The organism is Pseudomonas sp. TH43, assembly GCF_016650635.1.
GTDB lineage: Bacteria > Pseudomonadota > Gammaproteobacteria > Pseudomonadales > Pseudomonadaceae > Aquipseudomonas.
In genome coordinates this window covers 383,060-401,745 of sequence record NZ_JAEKFI010000004.1, presented here as the reverse complement: position 1 = coordinate 401,745, position 18,686 = coordinate 383,060, and the positions used below count along the sequence as shown (strand labels likewise).

Genomic DNA, 18,686 nt, shown 5'->3' with positions numbered 1-18,686 from the left:
CTGCGATCTTTTGATCTTGTTTTTTAGAATCAAAAGATCGCAGCCTTCGGCAGCTCCTACACGGGATTGGTGAAAGTCTGGATGAAGTGTTGGATAAGTGGTGGCGGGTTTTGACGGTAGGCGAGGGCGACGGTGCTGTGGCAGTCGGCGTCGGCCAGCGGCAGGAATCGTACGCCGGGCGGGGCGAGGTCCTGCATCGATTCCGGCAGCAGGGCGATGCCGAATCCGGCCTGAATCAACTGCAATTGCGTGGTCTTGCGCGACATCACCCGTGCCGCTTTCGGGAAAAAGCCCTGACGCATGCACAGGTCGGCGCATAAATAACTGAGGCCGCCGCGCTGTGGATGCGGGATGGAAATGAACGCCTCGTCCTTGAGTTGTGCAAGATCGACCGAGTGCGCTGATGCAAATTGATGATCGGCCGGAACCGCCAGCAGTAAGCGCTCAGTAAACAGCGGCACAATCTGAATACCTTCGCGCTGACGCAGTACGGGCAGGCGCAGCAAGCCAATATCGAGGCGCCCCTCGGCCAGATCCTCAAGCTGCGCCTCCGAAGACAGTTTGCCGATGTCCAGCGACACGCCTTGTTGCTGATCGAGGTAGCGACTGATGTCACGCAGCAGACGCCCACTGATCGGTACGGTGCTCGAATGACTCAGGCGCAATGTTCCGAGTTGGCCGTTGCCGACCTCAGTGGCCATGGCGCTGGCCTTGCTCAGCTCGTTGAGCAGATTCCTCGCGCGCGGCAAAAATGCTTCGCCCGCCGCAGTGAGTCGAGGCTGGCGCGCGGTGCGTTCGAACAGCGGGGTTTGCAGTCGCGTTTCCATGTCTTTGACCTGTCGGCTCAATGCCGATTGAGCGATGAACAGGCGCTCGGCAGCGGCACTGAAACTGCCGCACTCAGCGATTTCCACGAAGTAACGCAGTTGGCGGGTTGAAAGCACGAGGTATGCCTTTTCGAGATGGGTCGTCGGCTTTGAAGATATTAGTCGCAACCCTCGGCGCTGGCTAAAGTCATCTCAGGTCAATAAAGGATGCGTGGCGATGAGTGTGCTGGGGCTGTTGAGTGAATGGGCGTGGGGCGTCGAGGGCTGGGCGGTTATCGGCCTGGCCATCGCACTGGCCTATATCGTGTTCGGCATCGCCGGATTTGGCACGGCGCTGGTAGCGGGACCGATTCTGATTGTGTTTATGCCGTTGTCGAAAATCGTGCCGTTGCTGGTGTTGCTGGATTTCGTTGCGGCGTTCGGCAATCTGCTGCCGTCGCGCAAAGACGTGGCCAAACCCGAATTGCTGCGGCTGCTGCCGTGCATGGCGGTGGGTTGTACGTTGGGGGTGATCTTCCTGCTCAACCTCAAATCCGATCTGTTGTTGCTGCTGATGGGGCTGTTCATCAGCGCTTATGCGGTTTACAGCCTGTGGGTCAAAGCGCGGCCGGCACAATTGTCAGCGGCGTGGGCGGTGCCAATGGGCACGGTCGGCGGCTTGTTCGGGGCACTGTTCGGCAGCGGCGGCTTTTTATATGCGATCTATCTCAACAGTCGTCTGCCGAAAGAAGCGGCGCGCGCGACGCAAAGTGCGCTGATCAGTTGCAGCACGGTGGTGCGGCTGAGCCTTTTCGCCATCGCCGGTGTGTATGCCGAGCTACCCTTGTTGATGTTGGCGCTGTGCCTGTTACCGGCCATGGCGCTGGGGCTGTGGATTGGGCGGCGGTTGACCATGCGCTTGTCGCGCGAGGCGTTTGTGCGGCTGGTGACGTGGCTGGTGCTGGCGAGCGGAATTGCCCTGATCCTGCGCTATTTCAGCACTTGACCGGATTTTGTCAGGGATTAAGCTGCCGGCCGCACTGACGCCATCGCTGGCAAGCCAGCTCCCACAGGTTTTTCTGGTGTACACAATATTTGTGAGCGACCGAACACTTTGTGGGAGCTGGCTTGCCAGCGATGGCGTCGGAGAGAGCACCGCAGAACTTCCAATTGACGTCGCAGGCTGTACCCATGAATTCGCAAAGCATCATCGTGCCGAAAATTTCCACGCTGCCGGTCCACGAACCCCGGGCCCGGGCGATCGTGCGCTGGCTGGTGCGCAAGAACATCATCAAAGAAGAGCTGACGACCTGTGGCCGTACTGGCAACCGCATGGCTTACGCGATTGCCGATGGTGCGCGTGCCGTGGTGCTGCATCCACAGGCGTTGCCATTCGGTGAGCCAATCAATGGGCTAGAAATCGTCACCAAACGCTGCATCTACACCCCGGCCAAGGGCTTTCTCGAAGAAGCCGGTTGCGCCGAGTGTCGGCGGGAAGTCGGTGAAGCGCTATTCGACAGCCTCGAAGACTGGATGCCAGGGCGCACCGACAATTTCACCTGCCCCGAATGCGGGCATGAAGACGACATCAACGGTTTTCTGTATTTGCAGGAATGCGCATTCTCCAACCTTGGTTTCATCTTCAATAACTGGCTGGAGGCTGGCTTCAAGCAAAGCTTTATCGATGAGTTTGCTGATTGGCTCGATCAACCTGTCTCTTGGGTCAAGGTGGAGCTGTAGGGCCGGGGATCCCCGTACATCAGCAACATTGATATTAAGCTGAGTTTTACATTGAACAGCAGGGGGTGTCTGACTATAATGGCGCGCTTCCATTTTCCCGCTCGGGAGCCCCCGCGATGCTGCGTATCAGCCAAGAAGCTTTGACCTTCGACGACATTCTCCTAGTGCCCGGTTATTCCGAGGTGCTTCCTAACGAAGTCAGTCTGAAAACCCGCCTTACCCGTGGCATCGAGCTGAACATTCCTCTGGTTTCTGCCGCCATGGACACCGTTACTGAAGCCCGTCTGGCAATCGCCATGGCTCAGGAAGGTGGCATCGGCATTATCCACAAGAACATGACCATCGAGCAGCAAGCTGCCGAAGTTCGCAAGGTCAAGAAGTTCGAAGCCGGCGTCGTCAAGGATCCGATCACCATCGAAGCCGATGCTACCGTGCGTGATCTGTTCGAACTGACCCGCATGCACAACATTTCCGGCGTACCGGTACTGCACGATGGCGACCTGGTCGGCATCGTCACTTCCCGTGACGTGCGTTTCGAAACCCGTCTGGACGCCACCGTACGTGAAGTGATGACGCCTAAAGAGCGTCTGGTCACCGTACGCGAAGGCGCCAACAAGAACGAAGTCCGCGAACTGCTGCACAAGCACCGTCTGGAAAAAGTTCTGATCGTCGACGACAAGTTTGCCCTCAAAGGCATGATGACCGTCAAAGACATCGAAAAAGCCAAAGCTTACCCGCTGGCCAGCAAGGATGACCAAGGTCGTCTGCGCGTTGGCGCTGCTGTCGGCACCGGTAAAGACACCGGTGATCGTGTAGCTGCGTTGGTCAATGCCGGTGTGGATGTGGTGGTGGTCGACACCGCTCACGGTCACTCCAAAGGCGTGATCGACCGCGTTCGCTGGGTCAAGCAGAACTTCCCTGATGTGCAGGTGATCGGCGGCAACATCGCCACCGGCGCCGCCGCCAAGGCTCTGGCCGAAGCGGGCGCTGACGCAGTCAAGGTCGGTATCGGCCCTGGCTCGATCTGCACCACGCGTATCGTCGCCGGTGTCGGCGTTCCGCAAATCAGTGCCATCGCCAACGTTGCTGCTGCCCTTGAAGGCACCGGCGTACCGTTGATCGCCGACGGCGGCATCCGTTTCTCCGGTGACCTGTCCAAGGCCATCGTAGCCGGTGCTTCCTGCGTGATGATGGGCTCGATGTTCGCCGGTACTGAAGAAGCGCCAGGCGAAATCGAACTGTTCCAGGGCCGTTCGTACAAGGCTTATCGCGGCATGGGTTCGCTGGGCGCCATGTCCCAGGCTCAAGGTTCTTCCGATCGTTACTTCCAGGACTCCTCGGCCGGCGCCGAGAAACTCGTTCCGGAAGGCATCGAAGGCCGTGTGCCTTACAAAGGCACCCTGAGCGCGATCATTCACCAACTGATGGGCGGTCTGCGTTCCTCGATGGGTTACACCGGCAGCGCCGACATCGAAGAAATGCGCACCAAGCCTGAGTTCGTGCGGATCACCGGTGCTGGCATGGCCGAATCCCACGTTCACGACGTGCAGATCACCAAAGAAGCGCCGAACTACCGCGTAGGTTGATGCTTCAAGCAAATCGTTAAGCAACCGGGGCTGTTTTATTCAGCCCCGAGTTGTTTCTGTATCACGACTGTTTCTGAATGACTTAGACGAGACTGAATCATGGCCCTCGATATTCACGCTCACCGCATCCTGATCCTCGACTTCGGTTCGCAATACACCCAACTGATTGCCCGCCGCGTGCGCGAAATCGGTGTGTACTGCGAACTGCATCCGTTCGACATGGACGAAGATGCGATCCGCGAATTCGCTCCCAAAGGCGTCATCCTCGCCGGTGGCCCCGAGTCCGTGCACGTCGCCGACAGCCCGCGCTGCCCACAGGCAGTGTTCGATCTGGGCGTACCGGTCTTCGGTATCTGCTATGGCATGCAGACCATGGCCGAGCAACTGGGCGGCAAGGTTGAAGGTTCCGAACTGCGTGAGTTCGGTTACGCCCGCGTTGACGTGGTTGGCAAGAGCCGTCTGCTTGACGGTATCGAAGACCATATCGACGCCGATGGCCTGTTCGGCCTCGACGTGTGGATGAGCCACGGTGACAAGGTCACCAAGATGCCGGAAGACTTCCACATCCTCGCCAGCACCCCGAGCTGCCCGATCGCCGGCATGTTCAACGACGCCCGTGGCTACTACGGCGTGCAGTTCCACCCGGAAGTGACTCACACCAAGCAGGGCGGTCGCATCCTGTCGCGCTTCGTCCTCGACATCTGCGGCTGTGAAGCCCTGTGGACACCGTCGAAGATCGCTGAAGACGCCATCGCCAACATCCGCGCACAAGTCGGCACCGACAACGTGCTGCTGGGTCTGTCCGGCGGTGTTGATTCCTCGGTGGTTGCTGCGCTGCTGCACAAAGCCATTGGCGATCAACTGACTTGCGTCTTCGTCGACAACGGCCTGCTGCGTCTGCACGAAGGCGAGCAAGTGATGGCCATGTTCGCCGAGAACATGGGCGTCAAGGTGATCCGCGCCAACGCTGAAGAGCAGTTCCTGAACAACCTGGCCGGCGAAGCCGACCCAGAGAAGAAGCGCAAGATCATCGGCCGCACCTTCATCGACGTATTCGATGCCCAGTCGAACAAACTGGACAACATCAAGTACCTCGCTCAGGGCACCATCTACCCGGACGTAATCGAGTCGGCTGGCGCGAAAAGCGGCAAGGCTCACGTGATCAAGTCGCACCACAACGTGGGCGGCCTGCCGGAAGAGATGAACCTGAAACTGGTCGAGCCACTGCGCGAACTGTTCAAGGACGAAGTCCGCCGTCTGGGCCTGGAACTCGGCCTGCCGTACGACATGGTCTACCGTCACCCGTTCCCGGGCCCGGGCCTGGGCGTGCGCATCCTCGGTGAAGTGAAAAAGGAATACGCCGACCTGCTGCGTCGTGCCGACCACATCTTCATCGAAGAACTGCGCAAAGCCGACTGGTACCACAAAGTCAGCCAGGCTTTCGTAGTGTTCCAGCCAGTGAAATCGGTTGGCGTGGTAGGCGATGGCCGTCGTTACGCCTGGGTCGTTGCCCTGCGTGCCGTAGAAACCATCGACTTCATGACCGCACGTTGGGCTCACCTGCCTTACGAACTGCTGGAAACCGTCTCCGGCCGCATCATCAATGAAATCGAAGGCATTTCGCGCGTTACTTACGACGTGTCGAGCAAACCGCCTGCGACGATTGAGTGGGAGTGATCCTGCTGGTTGTTTCGTGGTGAACAAAAAAGGCGCTTAGGCGCCTTTTTTGTTGGGTGTGTCTCGTCCTGAATAAGGTTTACACCTTCTGACTTATCTTCAGGAGGAATCAATGGATACGGGAAAAAGGCGCAGCCAGCGTGATTACACGCTGGGCTTTAAATTGGCAGTCGTTGATCAGGTTGAAAAAGGCGAGTTGAGTTATAAAGAGGCTCAACGGCGCTATGGAATTCAGGGTCGGTCGACTGTGTTGGTGTGGCTACGCAAGCATGGGCGGCAGGACTGGAGCCAGGGCGCCTCTATTCGCGCCCAGAGGAGCCGACCGATGGACGAACAAAGTTTGCCGCTGACGCCTGAACAGCGAATCAAGGAGCTTGAAGAAAAGCTCGCCCTTGCCAATCAGAAGGCCCAGTTCTTCGAGGCGGTCGTTGACGTGTTGAAGAATGATTACGGTGTTTCTGTCGTAAAAAAGCGATCCGGCAAGTCCTCACCCAAGGGCAAATCCAAGGCCTGAGTATTCGCAGGGCTTGCCAGTTTCTGGGTATTTCCCCGCAGGCGTACTACAAGCGAAACCGGGCTTATGACGCGCAAATCAGCCATGCCCGAAAAGTGCTGGGGTTTGTCTTGGAAACACGCCTTCAGATGCCTCGACTGGGCACTCGCAAGTTGCATGGCCTTATGCAGTCCGAGCCGGAGCTATCGCGCACAGTCGGTCGCGACCGGCTGTTCGATATCCTGCGAGATAGTCGCCAATTGGTGCCACGCAAGCGCGCCTATCACAAGACCACTGACAGTCATCATCGCTTCCGCCGACATCCCAACCGGTTGAAACCTGGCCCCGATCAAGTGACCGCCACTGGTCCCGAACAGGTCTGGGTCGCGGACATAACGTATTTACCCACCGAGCAAAGCGTTGCGTACGTGAGCTTGGTTACAGATGCCTACTCTCGCAAGATCGTTGGTCATCACGTGCATGAAACCTTGCACGCCGAATCAGTCATTCAAGCGATGAACAAGGCTTTACGGGGCAGAAGAACCGATCAGGCGCTGGTGCATCACTCGGATCGTGGCTCGCAATATTGCTCTGACCTCTACCAGAAGCTGCATGCCAAGCATGGAATCCTGTGCTCGATGACCGATGGGTATGACTGTTATCAGAACGCCTTGGCAGAGCGGGTTAACGGAATCTTGAAGACAGAGTTTCTGCTTCACCGACCCAAGGATCTGGCTGAGGCGGTTCAAATGGTCAACGAGTCAGTAAACATCTACAACAGCAAGCGACCGCATCTATCGTTGAAATGCAAAACGCCCGATGCGGTGCATCGGGCGTTTTGAGAGCGAAATAGGTGTAAACCTATTTCAGGACTAGACAGTGTGCTATTCGATTAAGTGATGCTCAGATCCGAGTCGGCCGGGCTAGCACGGCAAGTTGAAATGATTGCTCTTCTTGCGGCAGTCAATCGTATAAGTACCCTTTTGCGCCATAACTCGCGAGGGCGCTCGTAGCGTGAGATAAGTTCGTCCTCCAGTTGGCGCAAGACTGTTTCCAAATGACGGAATTCGATGCTGCGTGCGCGAAGATGGAAAGTGACAGACCGTTTGTCTGAGTCCACAGAGTCGGAACCTGACTCCAGCTGCTTGCGCACACTATTGATCGCCTGAAGAACCTCATTGAACTCGATCTCTTGATCGATATTTGCTGCACTGCGAGTGCCAGTGGCAACGACATTCGCGATGGTTTCCTCAAGGTTGTACAGCGCATCAAGAGGAAGGGGCGAATCAACGACTTTATTGGTTAGCGCCGCCTGCGCCAGATGGCGGGTGTGCCAGTTCAAGAGAACATAGATAACGGCAGTACCCCATACTATGAGTGCGAAGAGTTGCCACCACGTATTGTTGTCTTTTGTGGGTTCGATTGTCCGCGCAATCTGATTCAATTGAGATGATAGCTGGCTCTGCGATTGAGCAATTTCGGCTTGCGCCGCAGTCAACTGCTGGCTGAATGCACTCCAGGATGGCGAAGGTTCTATGACCGGCGCTGTTTCTACGGTCACCAGATCGTTGAATGCTCTATCGATGATTGAACGCTGTACTTCTATTGGTACTGGGTTGCGGAGCAGTAAGTAAAATACACCCGCAGCCAAAACGATGGAAAGAATCAAAGCTATCCTTGCGGCGTTAGACGGGTTTGAGCGCCTCAATGCTGCACGCGTGTTCAATATAGCTATGACGATAAGACCGATGAGGATGACGATAAAAACCCACATGAGTGCTGTGCTGTGAGTTCTGAGCTCGGCATCCATAAAGCCTTTGATCCTTAATTTTATGGTCTCAGGAGCCAGCGTTTGTTGCTGTGTCTCTACAGTGTTTGCCGGTGATTTTACGGCCAGTTCGGGATCTGGTTCATGATCTACGAATGCACTTTTTGAATGTAGACCCATCGTGCCCGAAGGCGCTTTTATGTTGATGACTGGGGAGCATACGTTCGTAATGCTAAGTACATCAGGTTTCACGACGGTTGCTGATTTTGGGGCGGGCGCGGGCTTTGACTTCGTTTTCTGAGGTGGAGCAGGGCAAGTGGTTTTTTTATCGGGTGACGCGATCACATCAGTTGTGACAAATACGCCGTCGCCGCCAAACGAGTCAGTATTTGAATAGCCTTGCGCCGTCAACGGGGCAGCGGTGCTCAACTTGAAATCAAAGTCGTCAGCCGCTGATGCGGCCGCGAACAGGCACTGTGAACCAAGGATCGACAGTGCGGCGATCACAATCAATTTACTGACCTTCAAGACGTCCCTCTCTTTTCGTTCGAAGATCGCGTTAGTGACGCGATCAATATCCATGAGCCCACTGTGACTTGGTGCTGCAGCCAGTCTCGACATGCGGGCGCGCAGTCTAACCCTGTTACATTCGTTTTTCATTGGGGGAGTGGCACGATAGTGGCCCCTTCGAAGTGCCACGGTGCGATGCCAACCCTGCGACAACACTCCACTTAATCTTTCTCAGTTGCAGGTGTATCGTATTCGCCTTTTGCGGGCCAAGCGCCCGCCGCTGATACGTGAGGTAGTTGAGTTCATGTCCTTTACCCGTCGCCAAATCCTCGGTGGCCTGGCCGGTCTTGTTGTCGTTGGCGTGGGAGCGGGGGGCGCGTCGCGTTATTGGCTGGGCAAGATGGCCGATGCTGAAGCCGGTCACGACTACGAACTGATCGCCGCGCCACTGGACGTTGAGCTGGTGCCGGGGCACAAGACCGAAGCCTGGGCGTTTGGCCCATCGGCGCCGGGTACCGAATTGCGCGTGCGTCAGGGTGAATGGCTGCGGGTGCGGTTCATCAACCATCTGCCGGTGGCGACTACGATTCACTGGCACGGCATTCGTCTGCCGCTGGAAATGGATGGCGTGCCGTACGTTTCGCAACTGCCGGTGTTGCCGGGTGAATACTTTGATTACAAGTTCCGCGTGCCGGATGCCGGCAGCTATTGGTATCACCCACACGTCAGCAGCAGCGAAGAACTGGGTCGCGGGCTGGTCGGGCCGTTGATTGTCGAAGAGCGCGAGCCTACCGGTTTCGTGTACGAAAAGACGTTGAGCCTGAAGAACTGGCACATCGATGATGAAGGCAATTTCGTCGAGTTCAGCATTCCGCGTGAAGCGGCGCGTGGCGGCACGGCCGGGCGGCTGTCGACCATCAATGGTGTACCAACGCCGGTCATCGAGTTGCCGGCAGGGCAGATCACTCGGGTGCGGTTGCTCAACCTCGATAACACCCTGACCTATCGCATCAATATTCCGGGCGTCGAAGCGAAAATTTATGCGCTGGACGGCAATCCGGTCGAGCCGCGCCCGTTGGGCAAGGAATACTGGCTGGGCCCGGGCATGCGTATCTGTCTGGCGATCAAGGCTCCGGCCGCCGGTGAGGAACTGTCGCTGCGCAATGGCCCGGTGCGTCTGGGCACTCTGCGTTCGGTAGCCAATGCCGATGCGCCGACTGACTGGCCGAAAACTCTGCCCGCCAACCCAGTGGCCGAGCCTGATCTGGCGAACGCCGAGAAACTCAACTTCAATTTCGAATGGGTCGGTTCGGTGTCGGTCGATGTCGACAATGGGCGCCCGCCGAGCCTGTGGCAGATCAACGGCAAGGCCTGGGACATCACCGACAAGACGTGCGCCGATCGGCCGATCGCCAGCCTGAAACTGGGTCAGAGCTATATTTTCGAGTTGAAAAACATGACCCAGTATCAGCACCCGATTCACCTGCACGGCATGAGTTTCAAGGTGCTGTCGTCGAACCGGCACAAGATCATCCCGTATTTCACTGACACGTATCTGCTGGGCAAGAACGAGCGCGCGCAAGTGGCGCTGGTGGCGGATAACCCCGGTGTGTGGATGTTTCACTGCCACGTGATCGACCATATGGAAACCGGCCTGATGGCCGCCATCGAGGTGAAGTGATGCGCCAGATTCGCCCTGCAGCGATCATCGACCGCAGCCGTGACCGCGATTTCATGCGCGAAGCCCTGACCCTCGCAGCGCAAGGCGCGGCGTTGGGCGAAGTGCCGGTGGGCGCGGTGCTGGTGCAGAACGGTGAGATTATCGGTCGCGGCTTCAATTGCCCGATCAGTGCCAGCGACCCGAGTGCTCATGCCGAAATGGTCGCGATCCGTGCGGCGGCGCAGGCGGTGGATAACTATCGTCTGCCGGGCAGCACGCTGTACGTGACGCTGGAGCCGTGCAGCATGTGCGCCGGGCTGATCGTGCATTCACGGGTGGCGCGGGTGGTGTATGGGGCGCTGGAGCCGAAGGCGGGGATTGTGCAGAGCCAAGGGCAGTTTTTTACCCAGGGCTTTTTGAATCACCGGGTGTTGTATGAAGGTGGGGTGTTGGCCGAAGAGTGTGGCGCAGTGCTAACCGAATTCTTCCGCGCCCGCCGCACCAAATCATCTGAATAAACACAATCCCTTGTAGGAGTGAGCCTGCTCGCGATAGCGGTCTGACAGCCACCATTTATCTGACTGTCAGACCGCTATCGCGAGCAGGCTCACTCCTACAGGGTTATTCCTTTACTTCCTGGCGACGATAACGGCCCGCATCGGCGCTGGCAGGCCTTCGATGGTTTTGCTGTGGTCTTCGGGATCAAGGAAGTCGCTCAGCGACTGATACTTCATCCATTCGGTGCCGCGCTGTTCCTCGACCGTTGTCGTGCTGACATCGACGCATTTCACATCAGTGAAGCCTGCGCGACGCAGCCACAATTCCAGCGCCGGCACTGACGGCAGGAACCACACGTTACGCATCTGCGCGTATCGATCTTCCGGCACCAAGACCTGTTGCTGATCGCCTTCGATCACCAACGTCTCCAGCACCAGTTCGCCACCTTTGACCAGGCAATCCTTCAGCGCCAGCAAGTGCTCGATCGGCGAGCGACGGTGGTAGAACACGCCCATCGAAAACACGGTGTCGAAGCCTTCCAGATTCGGCGGCAGGTCTTCAAACGGGAACGGCAAGTGCCAGGCGTTCGGCTCTGACAGATAGCGCTGCACGGCCTGGAACTGGCAGAAGAACAGCCAGTTCGGATCAACACCAATCACACTGTTCGCGCCCGCGCCGAGCATGCGCCACATGTAATAGCCGTTGCCGCAACCGACATCGAGAATGCGTTTGCCCTTCAGATCCAGATGCGGGGCGACGCGCGACCATTTCCAGTCCGAGCGCCATTCGGTGTCGACGTGCACACCAAACAAATCAAACGGCCCCTTGCGCCATGGCGACAGGCCCATCAACGCCGTGCGCATCTGCGCGCGGGTTTCATCGTCGCAATCGGTATCGAGTTTCAAACCGTTGAGCAGATCAATCTCGCTCGGCTGAATCTTCGGCAAGGCGTCCAACGCACTTTGCCAGCGCTCCAGGTCGCCGTGGCCTTTCTCCATCTTTTTGTCGAGTTGCGCTTGCAGGGTGTTGGCCCATTCGGCCAGCGGTGTACCGGCCAGGCGGCGGGCGAGGGGGGACAGATCAATCATGGCAAGGCAATCAACGAGGCAAAGTTAAGACACTGGAACCACGGCACGACTTTCGAGAACCCGGCGGCCAACAGGCGTTCGCGGTGTTCTTCGAGGCTGTCGGGCTTCATGACGTTTTCGATGGCGCTGCGCTTCTGGGCAATTTCCAGTTCGCTATAGCCGTTGGCACGTTTGAAAGCGACGTGCAGATCGGTGAGCAGCGCATGCTCTTCGGCATCGTTGAAACGCAGCTTCTCCGAGAGAATCAGCGCGCCGCCCGGCAGCAGCGACTGGCGAATGCGCGAGAGCAACGCGGTGCGCTGATCCGGGGCGATAAATTGCAGAGTGAAGTTCAGCGCCACCACCGAAGCAGGCAGGAAGTCGAGGGCGAGAATGTCGCCTTCGATCACCTCGACCGGCAGCAACTCCTGGAACATCGAGTCCTGACCGTTGAGGTACTCGCGGCAGCGTTCGACCATCGCCGCCGAGTTATCCACAGCGATTACCCGGCAACCGTCAGTGCGGACATGTCGGCGTAGCGCTTGAGTCACCGCGCCGAGGGATGAACCGAGGTCGTAGAGCACGCTGTTCGGCTGTGCGAACTGCGCCGCGAGCACGCCGAGGTTTTCGACGATGGTCGGGTAACCCGGCACCGAGCGCTTGATCATGTCCGGGAACACCCGCACCACGTCCTCGTTGAAGGCGAAGTCAGGCACTTGGGCCAAAGGCTGGGCGAAAATGCGATCGGGTTCTTTGCTCACGGCGGTTCCGGCGGTGTAAATGGAAAGGCCGGCATTTTAGCCAAAAGGGCGCGGGGATGCTTGGGTTGTCCGACGTGGCGAGGGGATTTATCCCCGTTGGGCTGAGAAGCAGCCCCAAAATTGCCCGACAGGGTGTGTCAGGCAAAGTGTATGCATTGTTTTTACGACTGCTGCGCAGCCGAACGGGGATAAATCCCCTCACCACAAAGGTCAGGGTTGTTTCTGGGAGAACGCGGAGGCGGCGATGCCCCATTGGCCCAGCCAGTAGCTGAGGATGATGACGTACGGCGCGGCGTGGAATGGCGATACAAAGCGATCGATACCAATCACGCTGTCCGAGAACACAAACGCCAGCGCACCGCCCGCCGCCAGTAGCGCCGAACGCTTGGGCACATCGGTTCCGAGACGAGCGAGGGCGCGCCAGAGCATCGCGCTGATTGCCGTGCCGTAGACGATCACTGGCACCAGCAACGGTCCCAAACCACTGGAAATCAGCAGACCAAGCAACACCGCGCCAACACCGAGCGCGAGCACCAGTGGCAACACCGCCAGACGCTTGCAGTCACTCAGATAAGCCTTCAGATAAGCCAGATGCGCGACCAGAAATGCGCCGAGCCCGAATACAAAAAGATCCCCCGGCCATGCCAGCAACACATCACCCAGCAGCGAGAAAATCAGACCGAGGCTGATCCAGCGCCGATAGTCGCTGGGGGGCGCATCGTGCAGCCAGCCGAGCAACGCCAGCACCGGCAGGGGTTTGACCAGCAGACACAGCAACGCCGCATGGGTGCTGACACCGTAGAGAAAGGTCACCGCGCCCATCAGCGCCAGAATCAGCCAGCCCACGATCAGTTCACCGAAATGGCGCAGTCAAAGGTTTCCACCGGCAGCACTTCCGGGGCCCACGGCTGTTGCGAGGTCAGGCGCAGACGCCCGGTGCCGGGGGCGAACGCTTGAAAGCGCCAGGTGGAAAGTCCGGCCGCGCCGACCACACCGGCATCTTCCGGATTGCTGTAAACCTCGGGGCTGAGTGCGCGCAATACACCACCAGCCGAGTCCTGAATGGCCCAGCGATAGCCGGTGGTTGGGTTGCTTGGCAGCATGATGATGAGGTTTTGGCCGTTGGTGAGCCGCACCGGGCATTCGCTTTGTTTTTCCACGGTCACGTTCTGTTTCGGTTGGGTGGCGCAAGCGGCCAGCAACGAAAGGGCGAGGGGGACAAACAGGCGAGTGGGGGACATAAGTTCAGCAGCTCCGAGCGTTCACGACGAACGGCGAGCATAACTGAAGATGAGACAAAGTGTGACAGTCAGGGCGGGTTGGTGTCCGGGCTGACGCCATCGCGAGCAGGCTCACTCCTACAGGGGTTTGTGGTGAACACAGGATTTGTGAACACCACCTCTCACTGTAGGAGTGAGCCTGCTCGCGATAACGGTAGTCATGCCACCAAAGAACTATCAGAAGAGCACCTTCGCTACATCCGCAAACCGCTTGGCGAAGTGCACGGTAATCCCTTCCTTCAGATAATCCGGCAGTTCCTCGAAGTTACCCCGGTTCGGTTCCGGCAATATCAGCTCGAAAATCTTCTGTCTTCTTGCCGCAATCACCTTCTCGCGCACGCCGCCAATCGGCAGTACATGCCCGGTCAGCGTCAGTTCGCCGGTCATGGCCACGCCTTTCTTCGGCGGTTGATTACGCGCGAGCGAGAGCAGGGCGCTGGCCATCGTCACGCCGGCGCTTGGGCCGTCCTTCGGTGTGGCGCCTTCCGGAACGTGCAGGTGGACGAAGGCTTCGTCGAAGAACTTCGCATCGCCGCCGAATTGCTTGAGGTGCGAGCTGACGTAGCTGTAGGCGATCTCTGCCGATTCCTTCATCACATCACCCAACTGCCCGGTGAGTTTGAAACCGCGATTGAGCGTGTGAATCCGCGTCGCTTCGATCGGCAAGGTGGCGCCGCCCATGCTGGTCCAGGCCAGTCCGGTGATGACGCCGGTGCCGGACAACACTTGCTCGTTGCGAAACACCGGATGTCCCAGTGACGCTTCGAGGTCTTTCGGCCCGAGCTTGATCACCGCTTTCGGATCGTCGATCAGCTTCATCACCGCTTTACGCACCAGTTTGCCCAGTTGTTTTTCCAACTGACGCACCCCGGCTTCACGGGCGTAACCGTCGATCAAGGCCTTGAGCGCGCTGTCGTTGATGCTCAGGCTGCCCTTCGACACGCCAGCCTTCTCCAGCAGTTTCGGCCACAGGTGACGCTTGGCGATGGCGACTTTTTCTTCAGTGATGTAGCCCGACAGGCGAATCACTTCCATGCGGTCGAGCAACGGACCGGGGATCGAATCGAGGGTGTTGGCGGTGCAGACGAAGAGGACTTTCGACAAGTCCATGCGCAAGTCCAGATAGTGGTCGAGGAATTCGACGTTCTGTTCCGGGTCAAGGGTTTCCAGCAGCGCCGAGGCCGGGTCGCCCTGGTAGCTTTGGCCCATCTTGTCGATCTCGTCGAGCATGATCACCGGGTTCATCACTTCGACGTCTTTCAACGCCTGCACGAGTTTGCCCGGCTGCGCGCCGATGTAGGTGCGACGATGGCCCTTGATCTCGGCCTCGTCACGCATGCCGCCGAGGCTGAAGCGATAGAACGGCCGGCCAAGGGATTCGGCGATGGATTTGCCAACGCTGGTTTTACCCACGCCCGGTGGGCCGACCAGCAGCACGATGGAACCGCTGATTTCGCCTTTATAGGCACCGACAGCGAGGAATTCGAGGATGCGATCCTTGATGTCATCGAGGCCGGCGTGGTGTTTGTCGAGGATTTTGCGAGCGTGCTTGAGGTCGAGTTTGTCCTCGCCGTAGACGCCCCACGGCACCGAGGTTGCCCAGTCGAGATAGTTACGAGTGACCGCGTACTCCGGCGAGCCGGTCTCGAGGATCGACAGTTTGTTCATTTCTTCTTCAAGGCGCTTTTGCACCTGCGCCGGCAGGACTTTGCCTTCCAGACGCTGTTCGAACTGTTCGAGGTCGGCGCTGCGGTCGTCCTTGGTCAGGCCAAGTTCCTGCTGGATGACTTTGAGTTGCTCTTTGAGGAAGAACTCACGCTGATGCTCGCCGATCTTGCGGTTAACTTCTGCCGAGATCTCTTTTTGCAGGCGCGCGACTTCGACTTCCTTGCGCAGCATCGGCAGGACTTTTTCCATGCGCTTGAGCATCGGCACGCAGTCGAGCACTTCTTGCAGTTCGGGGCCGGTGGCCGAGGTCAGCGCGGCGGCGAAGTCGGTCAGCGGTGACGGATCGTTGGGGCTGAAGCGGTTGAGGTAGTTCTTCAGTTCTTCGCTATACAGCGGGTTGAGCGGCAGCAGTTCCTTGATCGCGTTGATCAGCGCCATGCCGTAGGCCTTGACCTCGTCGGTCGGCTCGGTCGGCTGGTGCGGGTATTCGACTTCCACCAGATACGGTGGCCGGTGGTGTTTCAGCCAAGTCTTGATACGGACGCGGCTCAGGCCTTGGGCGACGAACTGGAGTTTGCCGTTTTCGCGGCTGGCGTGATGGACTTTGACCAGCGTGCCGTATTCGGGGAGTGCGCCGGTATTGAAGTGGCGCGGGTCTTCCTGGGGCGTGTCCATGAAGAACAGGGCCAGGGAGTGGTGGTCGGATTTGCTCACCAGATCGAGGGTTTCGGCCCAGGGTTCTTCGTTGACGATGACCGGCAGGACTTGAGCCGGGAAGAACGGGCGGTTGTGGATCGGGATGATGTAGACCTTGTCCGGCAGGTTCTGGCCGGGCAGGGCGAGGCCTTTGCCTGAAGAGGTGTGTTCGATGTGTTCGGCTTCGGTGTAGTCGTCTGGGTTGTCCGGGAATTCTTGCTGGTCGCTCATGGGGCACCTGCGCAATGGAGTATGGATCTTAGATGGGGCAGGCTTTGGGTGGTTTCAATGGGAGGGGATGTTTCTGCTTGTATGTTCAGGGTTTTGACAGGGGTCACGCTTTTGACTTGGCGGCCTTTGGGCCGACCATGCTCTTGGGGTTTTGGGTGTATATCGGTTTTTTTGGTGATGGCGGATTAAGGTTTCGCCCTTACGGCGAGTCACCTTTTCCAAACGCCGAAAAGGTAACCGAAAAGGCTTTGCTCCTGCGTGCGGCCCGCTCGCTGGGGCTCGGGGTTCCTTCGCTGCGGGATTGATCCGGGGGGCATCGCCTACGGTTTGCTGCGCTGCACCTCCTCTCGATGTGTTTGGCTGCGCCAAACGGTCGCTGCGCTCCCACCCCCGGATCATTCCCTCCACTCAGCCTTCCGACGTCGCCCTTGGATCTAGATCAAGGGCTGCTGCCGAGCTAACGCTCATCCTGCGAGTGGTGCGGCTGCGCCGCGAGTTTCATGTAGGAGCTGCCGCAGGCTGCGATCTTTTGGTCTCGCTCTTGATCTTGTAGGAGCAAAGCTTGCTCGCGAAGGCGGCCTGACAGCCGACTCTTCTGCTTCAGGTGGACATCAATCCTGTGGGAGCTGGCTTGCCAGCGATGGCGGTCTTAAAGCTCACCAATTTCTAACTGGCTGTAATCAACTCCAATGTGCAATTGAGTCTGCTCGCGATCATTGCGCTGAGACGCTTGTCGGTGGGCGTTGCTATCTAAGCTATATCCCGTCGCCGTCACTGGCTTATTGGATCTAAAAACCTGTCAGATCTGTCAGGTGTTTCTCTTGCGATTCACCCGCACGATCTGCGCTCCACTTTGCAATTCAACGGAGCTGAATATGACTGATGCCAATGTTGTGACCTCAAGTACCTCGGGAGTTTTTACGGCGAAGGTTCAGGGGCAGGAGTTTATAGCGAATGAGGTCAGTGTCTTTTTTGATGGCGAGTATTGGCATTGCTACGGTGCAGAGAAAACCGCCAGTTTCGGGGATCACAGAACGATCTACATTCATGTGAAACAACTGCAACCAGACGACCTGCCCACTTTCCATAAGCTCACGTATCGCTCCCTGTTAGGCAATGTCCTGGAGCGTGCCAGTGCGGATGCAGGTACGGTTACCATTGATTTCAGCCCGACGGCTGGCCGATACCGGATGTCTTTCGATGTAAAGGCCAAAGATCTGTCAAATCTCGATATCGATATTCTGGGTGAATTTGATCTGGTTACGCAGTAACGACCCTGGTTCTACAGGGCTGCACGCGTGGGCGGCTGCGATCGAATGTCAGTCCACTCCGCACGCGCGCAGTGGAGCATCAGCCTTGTGCAGGTAGTTCCACGTTATCCAGCACGCGATTCACCGCCAGCTCTGCCAGCATGATGATTTGCTGGATCGCCAGAATCGTATGCCGCTGCGGCGTATCCACATAAGCGGCAATATCGCTGGTCATGATGCTGGCCGAGGCCAGTGATTCGCAGGCGTGGGCCAGCAGGCTCTCGTTATCCATGTCGCTGACGACCTGGAACATGGTGCTGGGTTTGTGAAAGCGCAGGGTTAAGGCGTTGGGTTTGAGATAGTGGTCGAGGGCGCGTTCGGCGGCTTCGTGGAATCTTTTTGAACCGGGGAATTCGTAGGGGGTAGTGTCGTCCGCTGCGGGCGGGTTGGGTGTTGGTTTGATCACTTTTGACTCCTTGGGAAATGTTGGAGCCATCCCTTTGGTTGCCGCGACGCAACTCGAGGGTGGCAGCTATACGCGGGTTCGCGGACCGACTCCCAAGGCACTTCGGCATACCCGTAGGTATCCCGCGCACAGCCGCCATAAAACAAACCGACAGACACTTATGTCCTGCAGTCAGCGGGCGATTATGCCTTAAGAGGTCGGGCCGCGACGCCCGTTCGCTGAATATGCAGCGACCCCCCGAGCCTATCCAGCCAATTTCCGAGGCACAACCGACGCGACTTGTCGGAAAACTCCGCGCAATTTTCAGCGTCTGTAGGACAAGCACATTTCCCACAGGCCAATGCGGATCAAACTTGTGGGAGCGAGCCTGCTCGCGAAAGCGGTGTGTCAGGCACCGTAGATGTTGAATGTGCTGACGCCTTCGCGAGCAGGCTCGCTCCCACAGGGTCCTCAGGTGTATGCAGAAATGGTGTGCACAAAAAAGGCGATGACCCTTGCGGGACATCGCCTTCTTCTTTACCGCCGCTAA

At 58.0% G+C, this 18,686-nt stretch carries 16 protein-coding genes and 1 pseudogene; 8 read left to right on the top strand and 9 right to left on the bottom strand.

All coding sequences use genetic code 11. The annotated features are described in order from the left end of the window. Positions 1 to 56: 56 nt before the first annotated feature. Complete coding sequence (locus JFT81_RS18080; RefSeq protein ID WP_201228389.1) at positions 57 to 944, bottom strand: LysR family transcriptional regulator; 888 nt, start codon at positions 942 to 944, stop codon at positions 57 to 59. Positions 945 to 1,044: 100 nt separating this feature from the next. On the opposite strand from JFT81_RS18080, the gene JFT81_RS18075 reads away from it, so the two are divergent. From JFT81_RS18075 to JFT81_RS18055, 5 genes are all read left to right on the top strand, one after another. Beyond that, positions 1,045 to 1,812: a sulfite exporter TauE/SafE family protein gene (locus JFT81_RS18075; RefSeq protein WP_201228388.1), complete on the top strand. Its 768-nt coding sequence runs from the start codon at positions 1,045 to 1,047 to the stop codon at positions 1,810 to 1,812. A 185-nt stretch (positions 1,813 to 1,997) separates the two neighbouring features. Then, positions 1,998 to 2,546: a sugar ABC transporter ATPase gene (locus tag JFT81_RS18070; protein ID WP_201228387.1), complete on the top strand. Its 549-nt coding sequence runs from the start codon at positions 1,998 to 2,000 to the stop codon at positions 2,544 to 2,546. 116 nt (positions 2,547 to 2,662) lie between these two features. Beyond that, complete coding sequence (gene guaB, locus JFT81_RS18065) at positions 2,663 to 4,132, top strand: IMP dehydrogenase (protein ID WP_201228386.1); 1,470 nt, start codon at positions 2,663 to 2,665, stop codon at positions 4,130 to 4,132. 99 nt (positions 4,133 to 4,231) lie between these two features. Beyond that, positions 4,232 to 5,809: a glutamine-hydrolyzing GMP synthase gene (guaA, locus tag JFT81_RS18060; protein ID WP_201228385.1), complete on the top strand. Its 1,578-nt coding sequence runs from the start codon at positions 4,232 to 4,234 to the stop codon at positions 5,807 to 5,809. Between the two features lie 112 nt (positions 5,810 to 5,921). Continuing rightward, positions 5,922 to 7,144, top strand: a protein-coding gene (locus JFT81_RS18055) for an IS3 family transposase (protein WP_201228384.1) whose coding sequence is annotated in 2 segments (ribosomal slippage) — positions 5,922 to 6,273 and positions 6,273 to 7,144 — 1,224 coding nt in all. Because the reading frame shifts where the segments join, the coding sequence is not laid out codon by codon here. 50 nt (positions 7,145 to 7,194) lie between these two features. Here the strand turns inward: JFT81_RS18055 and JFT81_RS18050 are convergent. Next, positions 7,195 to 8,652 carry a hypothetical protein gene (locus JFT81_RS18050; protein WP_201228383.1) on the bottom strand — a complete coding sequence of 486 codons (1,458 nt, stop codon included), beginning with the start codon at positions 8,650 to 8,652 and terminating at the stop codon, positions 7,195 to 7,197. A gap of 232 nt (positions 8,653 to 8,884) precedes the next feature. On the opposite strand from JFT81_RS18050, the gene JFT81_RS18045 reads away from it, so the two are divergent. Further along, positions 8,885 to 10,261 (top strand): multicopper oxidase family protein, encoded by a 1,377-nt coding sequence (locus JFT81_RS18045; protein ID WP_201228382.1) that lies wholly within the window; start codon positions 8,885 to 8,887, stop codon positions 10,259 to 10,261. Further along, positions 10,261 to 10,758, top strand: coding sequence for a tRNA adenosine(34) deaminase TadA (tadA, locus tag JFT81_RS18040; protein ID WP_201228381.1), 498 nt, complete (start codon positions 10,261 to 10,263; stop codon positions 10,756 to 10,758). The genes JFT81_RS18045 and tadA overlap by 1 nt, the downstream gene beginning before the upstream one ends. Before the next feature lie 111 nt (positions 10,759 to 10,869). Here tadA and cmoB read toward each other — a convergent pair whose 3' ends face one another. The 5 genes from cmoB to lon all read right to left on the bottom strand — a co-directional run bounded on the left by cmoB (position 10,870) and on the right by lon (position 16,441). Further along, complete coding sequence (gene cmoB / locus JFT81_RS18035) at positions 10,870 to 11,826, bottom strand: tRNA 5-methoxyuridine(34)/uridine 5-oxyacetic acid(34) synthase CmoB (protein ID WP_201228380.1); 957 nt, start codon at positions 11,824 to 11,826, stop codon at positions 10,870 to 10,872. Next, on the bottom strand, positions 11,823 to 12,566 hold the full coding sequence (cmoA, locus tag JFT81_RS18030; protein WP_201228379.1) for a carboxy-S-adenosyl-L-methionine synthase CmoA: 744 nt from the start codon (positions 12,564 to 12,566) through the stop codon (positions 11,823 to 11,825). The genes cmoB and cmoA overlap by 4 nt, the downstream gene beginning before the upstream one ends. A gap of 210 nt (positions 12,567 to 12,776) precedes the next feature. Continuing rightward, complete coding sequence (locus tag JFT81_RS18025) at positions 12,777 to 13,412, bottom strand: lysoplasmalogenase (RefSeq protein ID WP_201228378.1); 636 nt, start codon at positions 13,410 to 13,412, stop codon at positions 12,777 to 12,779. A gap of 2 nt (positions 13,413 to 13,414) precedes the next feature. Continuing rightward, entirely contained in the window at positions 13,415 to 13,807 is a 393-nt protein-coding gene (locus tag JFT81_RS18020; RefSeq protein ID WP_201228377.1) for a protease inhibitor I42 family protein, read from the bottom strand. A 216-nt stretch (positions 13,808 to 14,023) separates the two neighbouring features. Beyond that, positions 14,024 to 16,441: an endopeptidase La gene (lon, locus tag JFT81_RS18015; RefSeq protein WP_201228376.1), complete on the bottom strand. Its 2,418-nt coding sequence runs from the start codon at positions 16,439 to 16,441 to the stop codon at positions 14,024 to 14,026. 875 nt (positions 16,442 to 17,316) lie between these two features. Between lon and JFT81_RS18010 the strand changes: the two genes are divergently transcribed. Beyond that, positions 17,317 to 17,712 carry a hypothetical protein gene (locus JFT81_RS18010; protein WP_201228375.1) on the top strand — a complete coding sequence of 132 codons (396 nt, stop codon included), beginning with the start codon at positions 17,317 to 17,319 and terminating at the stop codon, positions 17,710 to 17,712. A 79-nt stretch (positions 17,713 to 17,791) separates the two neighbouring features. Here the strand turns inward: JFT81_RS18010 and JFT81_RS18005 are convergent, their stop codons facing one another. Together JFT81_RS18005 and JFT81_RS29490 are read right to left on the bottom strand one after the other, a co-directional pair. Then, a complete protein-coding gene (locus JFT81_RS18005) occupies positions 17,792 to 18,157 on the bottom strand; it encodes a DUF6124 family protein (protein ID WP_201228374.1) in 366 nt (121 codons plus the stop codon). A 350-nt stretch (positions 18,158 to 18,507) separates the two neighbouring features. Then, positions 18,508 to 18,636: pseudogene (locus JFT81_RS29490) on the bottom strand (metal ABC transporter ATP-binding protein); the annotation flags it as partial. Positions 18,637 to 18,686 lie beyond the last annotated feature (50 nt).

Excerpts from the sequence above, each read along its gene's own strand:
- JFT81_RS18075 (WP_201228388.1), top strand. The coding sequence starts at position 1,045 with ATGAGTGTGCTGGGGCTGTTGAGTGAATGGGCGTGGGGCGTCGAGGGC.
- JFT81_RS18070 (WP_201228387.1), top strand. The coding sequence starts at position 1,998 with ATGAATTCGCAAAGCATCATCGTGCCGAAAATTTCCACGCTGCCGGTC.
- guaB (WP_201228386.1), top strand. The coding sequence starts at position 2,663 with ATGCTGCGTATCAGCCAAGAAGCTTTGACCTTCGACGACATTCTCCTA.
- guaA (WP_201228385.1), top strand. The coding sequence starts at position 4,232 with ATGGCCCTCGATATTCACGCTCACCGCATCCTGATCCTCGACTTCGGT.
- JFT81_RS18050 (WP_201228383.1), bottom strand. The coding sequence starts at position 8,652 with ATGGATATTGATCGCGTCACTAACGCGATCTTCGAACGAAAAGAGAGG.
- JFT81_RS18045 (WP_201228382.1), top strand. The coding sequence starts at position 8,885 with ATGTCCTTTACCCGTCGCCAAATCCTCGGTGGCCTGGCCGGTCTTGTT.
- tadA (WP_201228381.1), top strand. The coding sequence starts at position 10,261 with ATGCGCCAGATTCGCCCTGCAGCGATCATCGACCGCAGCCGTGACCGC.
- cmoB (WP_201228380.1), bottom strand. The coding sequence starts at position 11,826 with ATGATTGATCTGTCCCCCCTCGCCCGCCGCCTGGCCGGTACACCGCTG.
- JFT81_RS18020 (WP_201228377.1), bottom strand. The coding sequence starts at position 13,807 with ATGTCCCCCACTCGCCTGTTTGTCCCCCTCGCCCTTTCGTTGCTGGCC.
- lon (WP_201228376.1), bottom strand. The coding sequence starts at position 16,441 with ATGAGCGACCAGCAAGAATTCCCGGACAACCCAGACGACTACACCGAA.
- JFT81_RS18010 (WP_201228375.1), top strand. The coding sequence starts at position 17,317 with ATGACTGATGCCAATGTTGTGACCTCAAGTACCTCGGGAGTTTTTACG.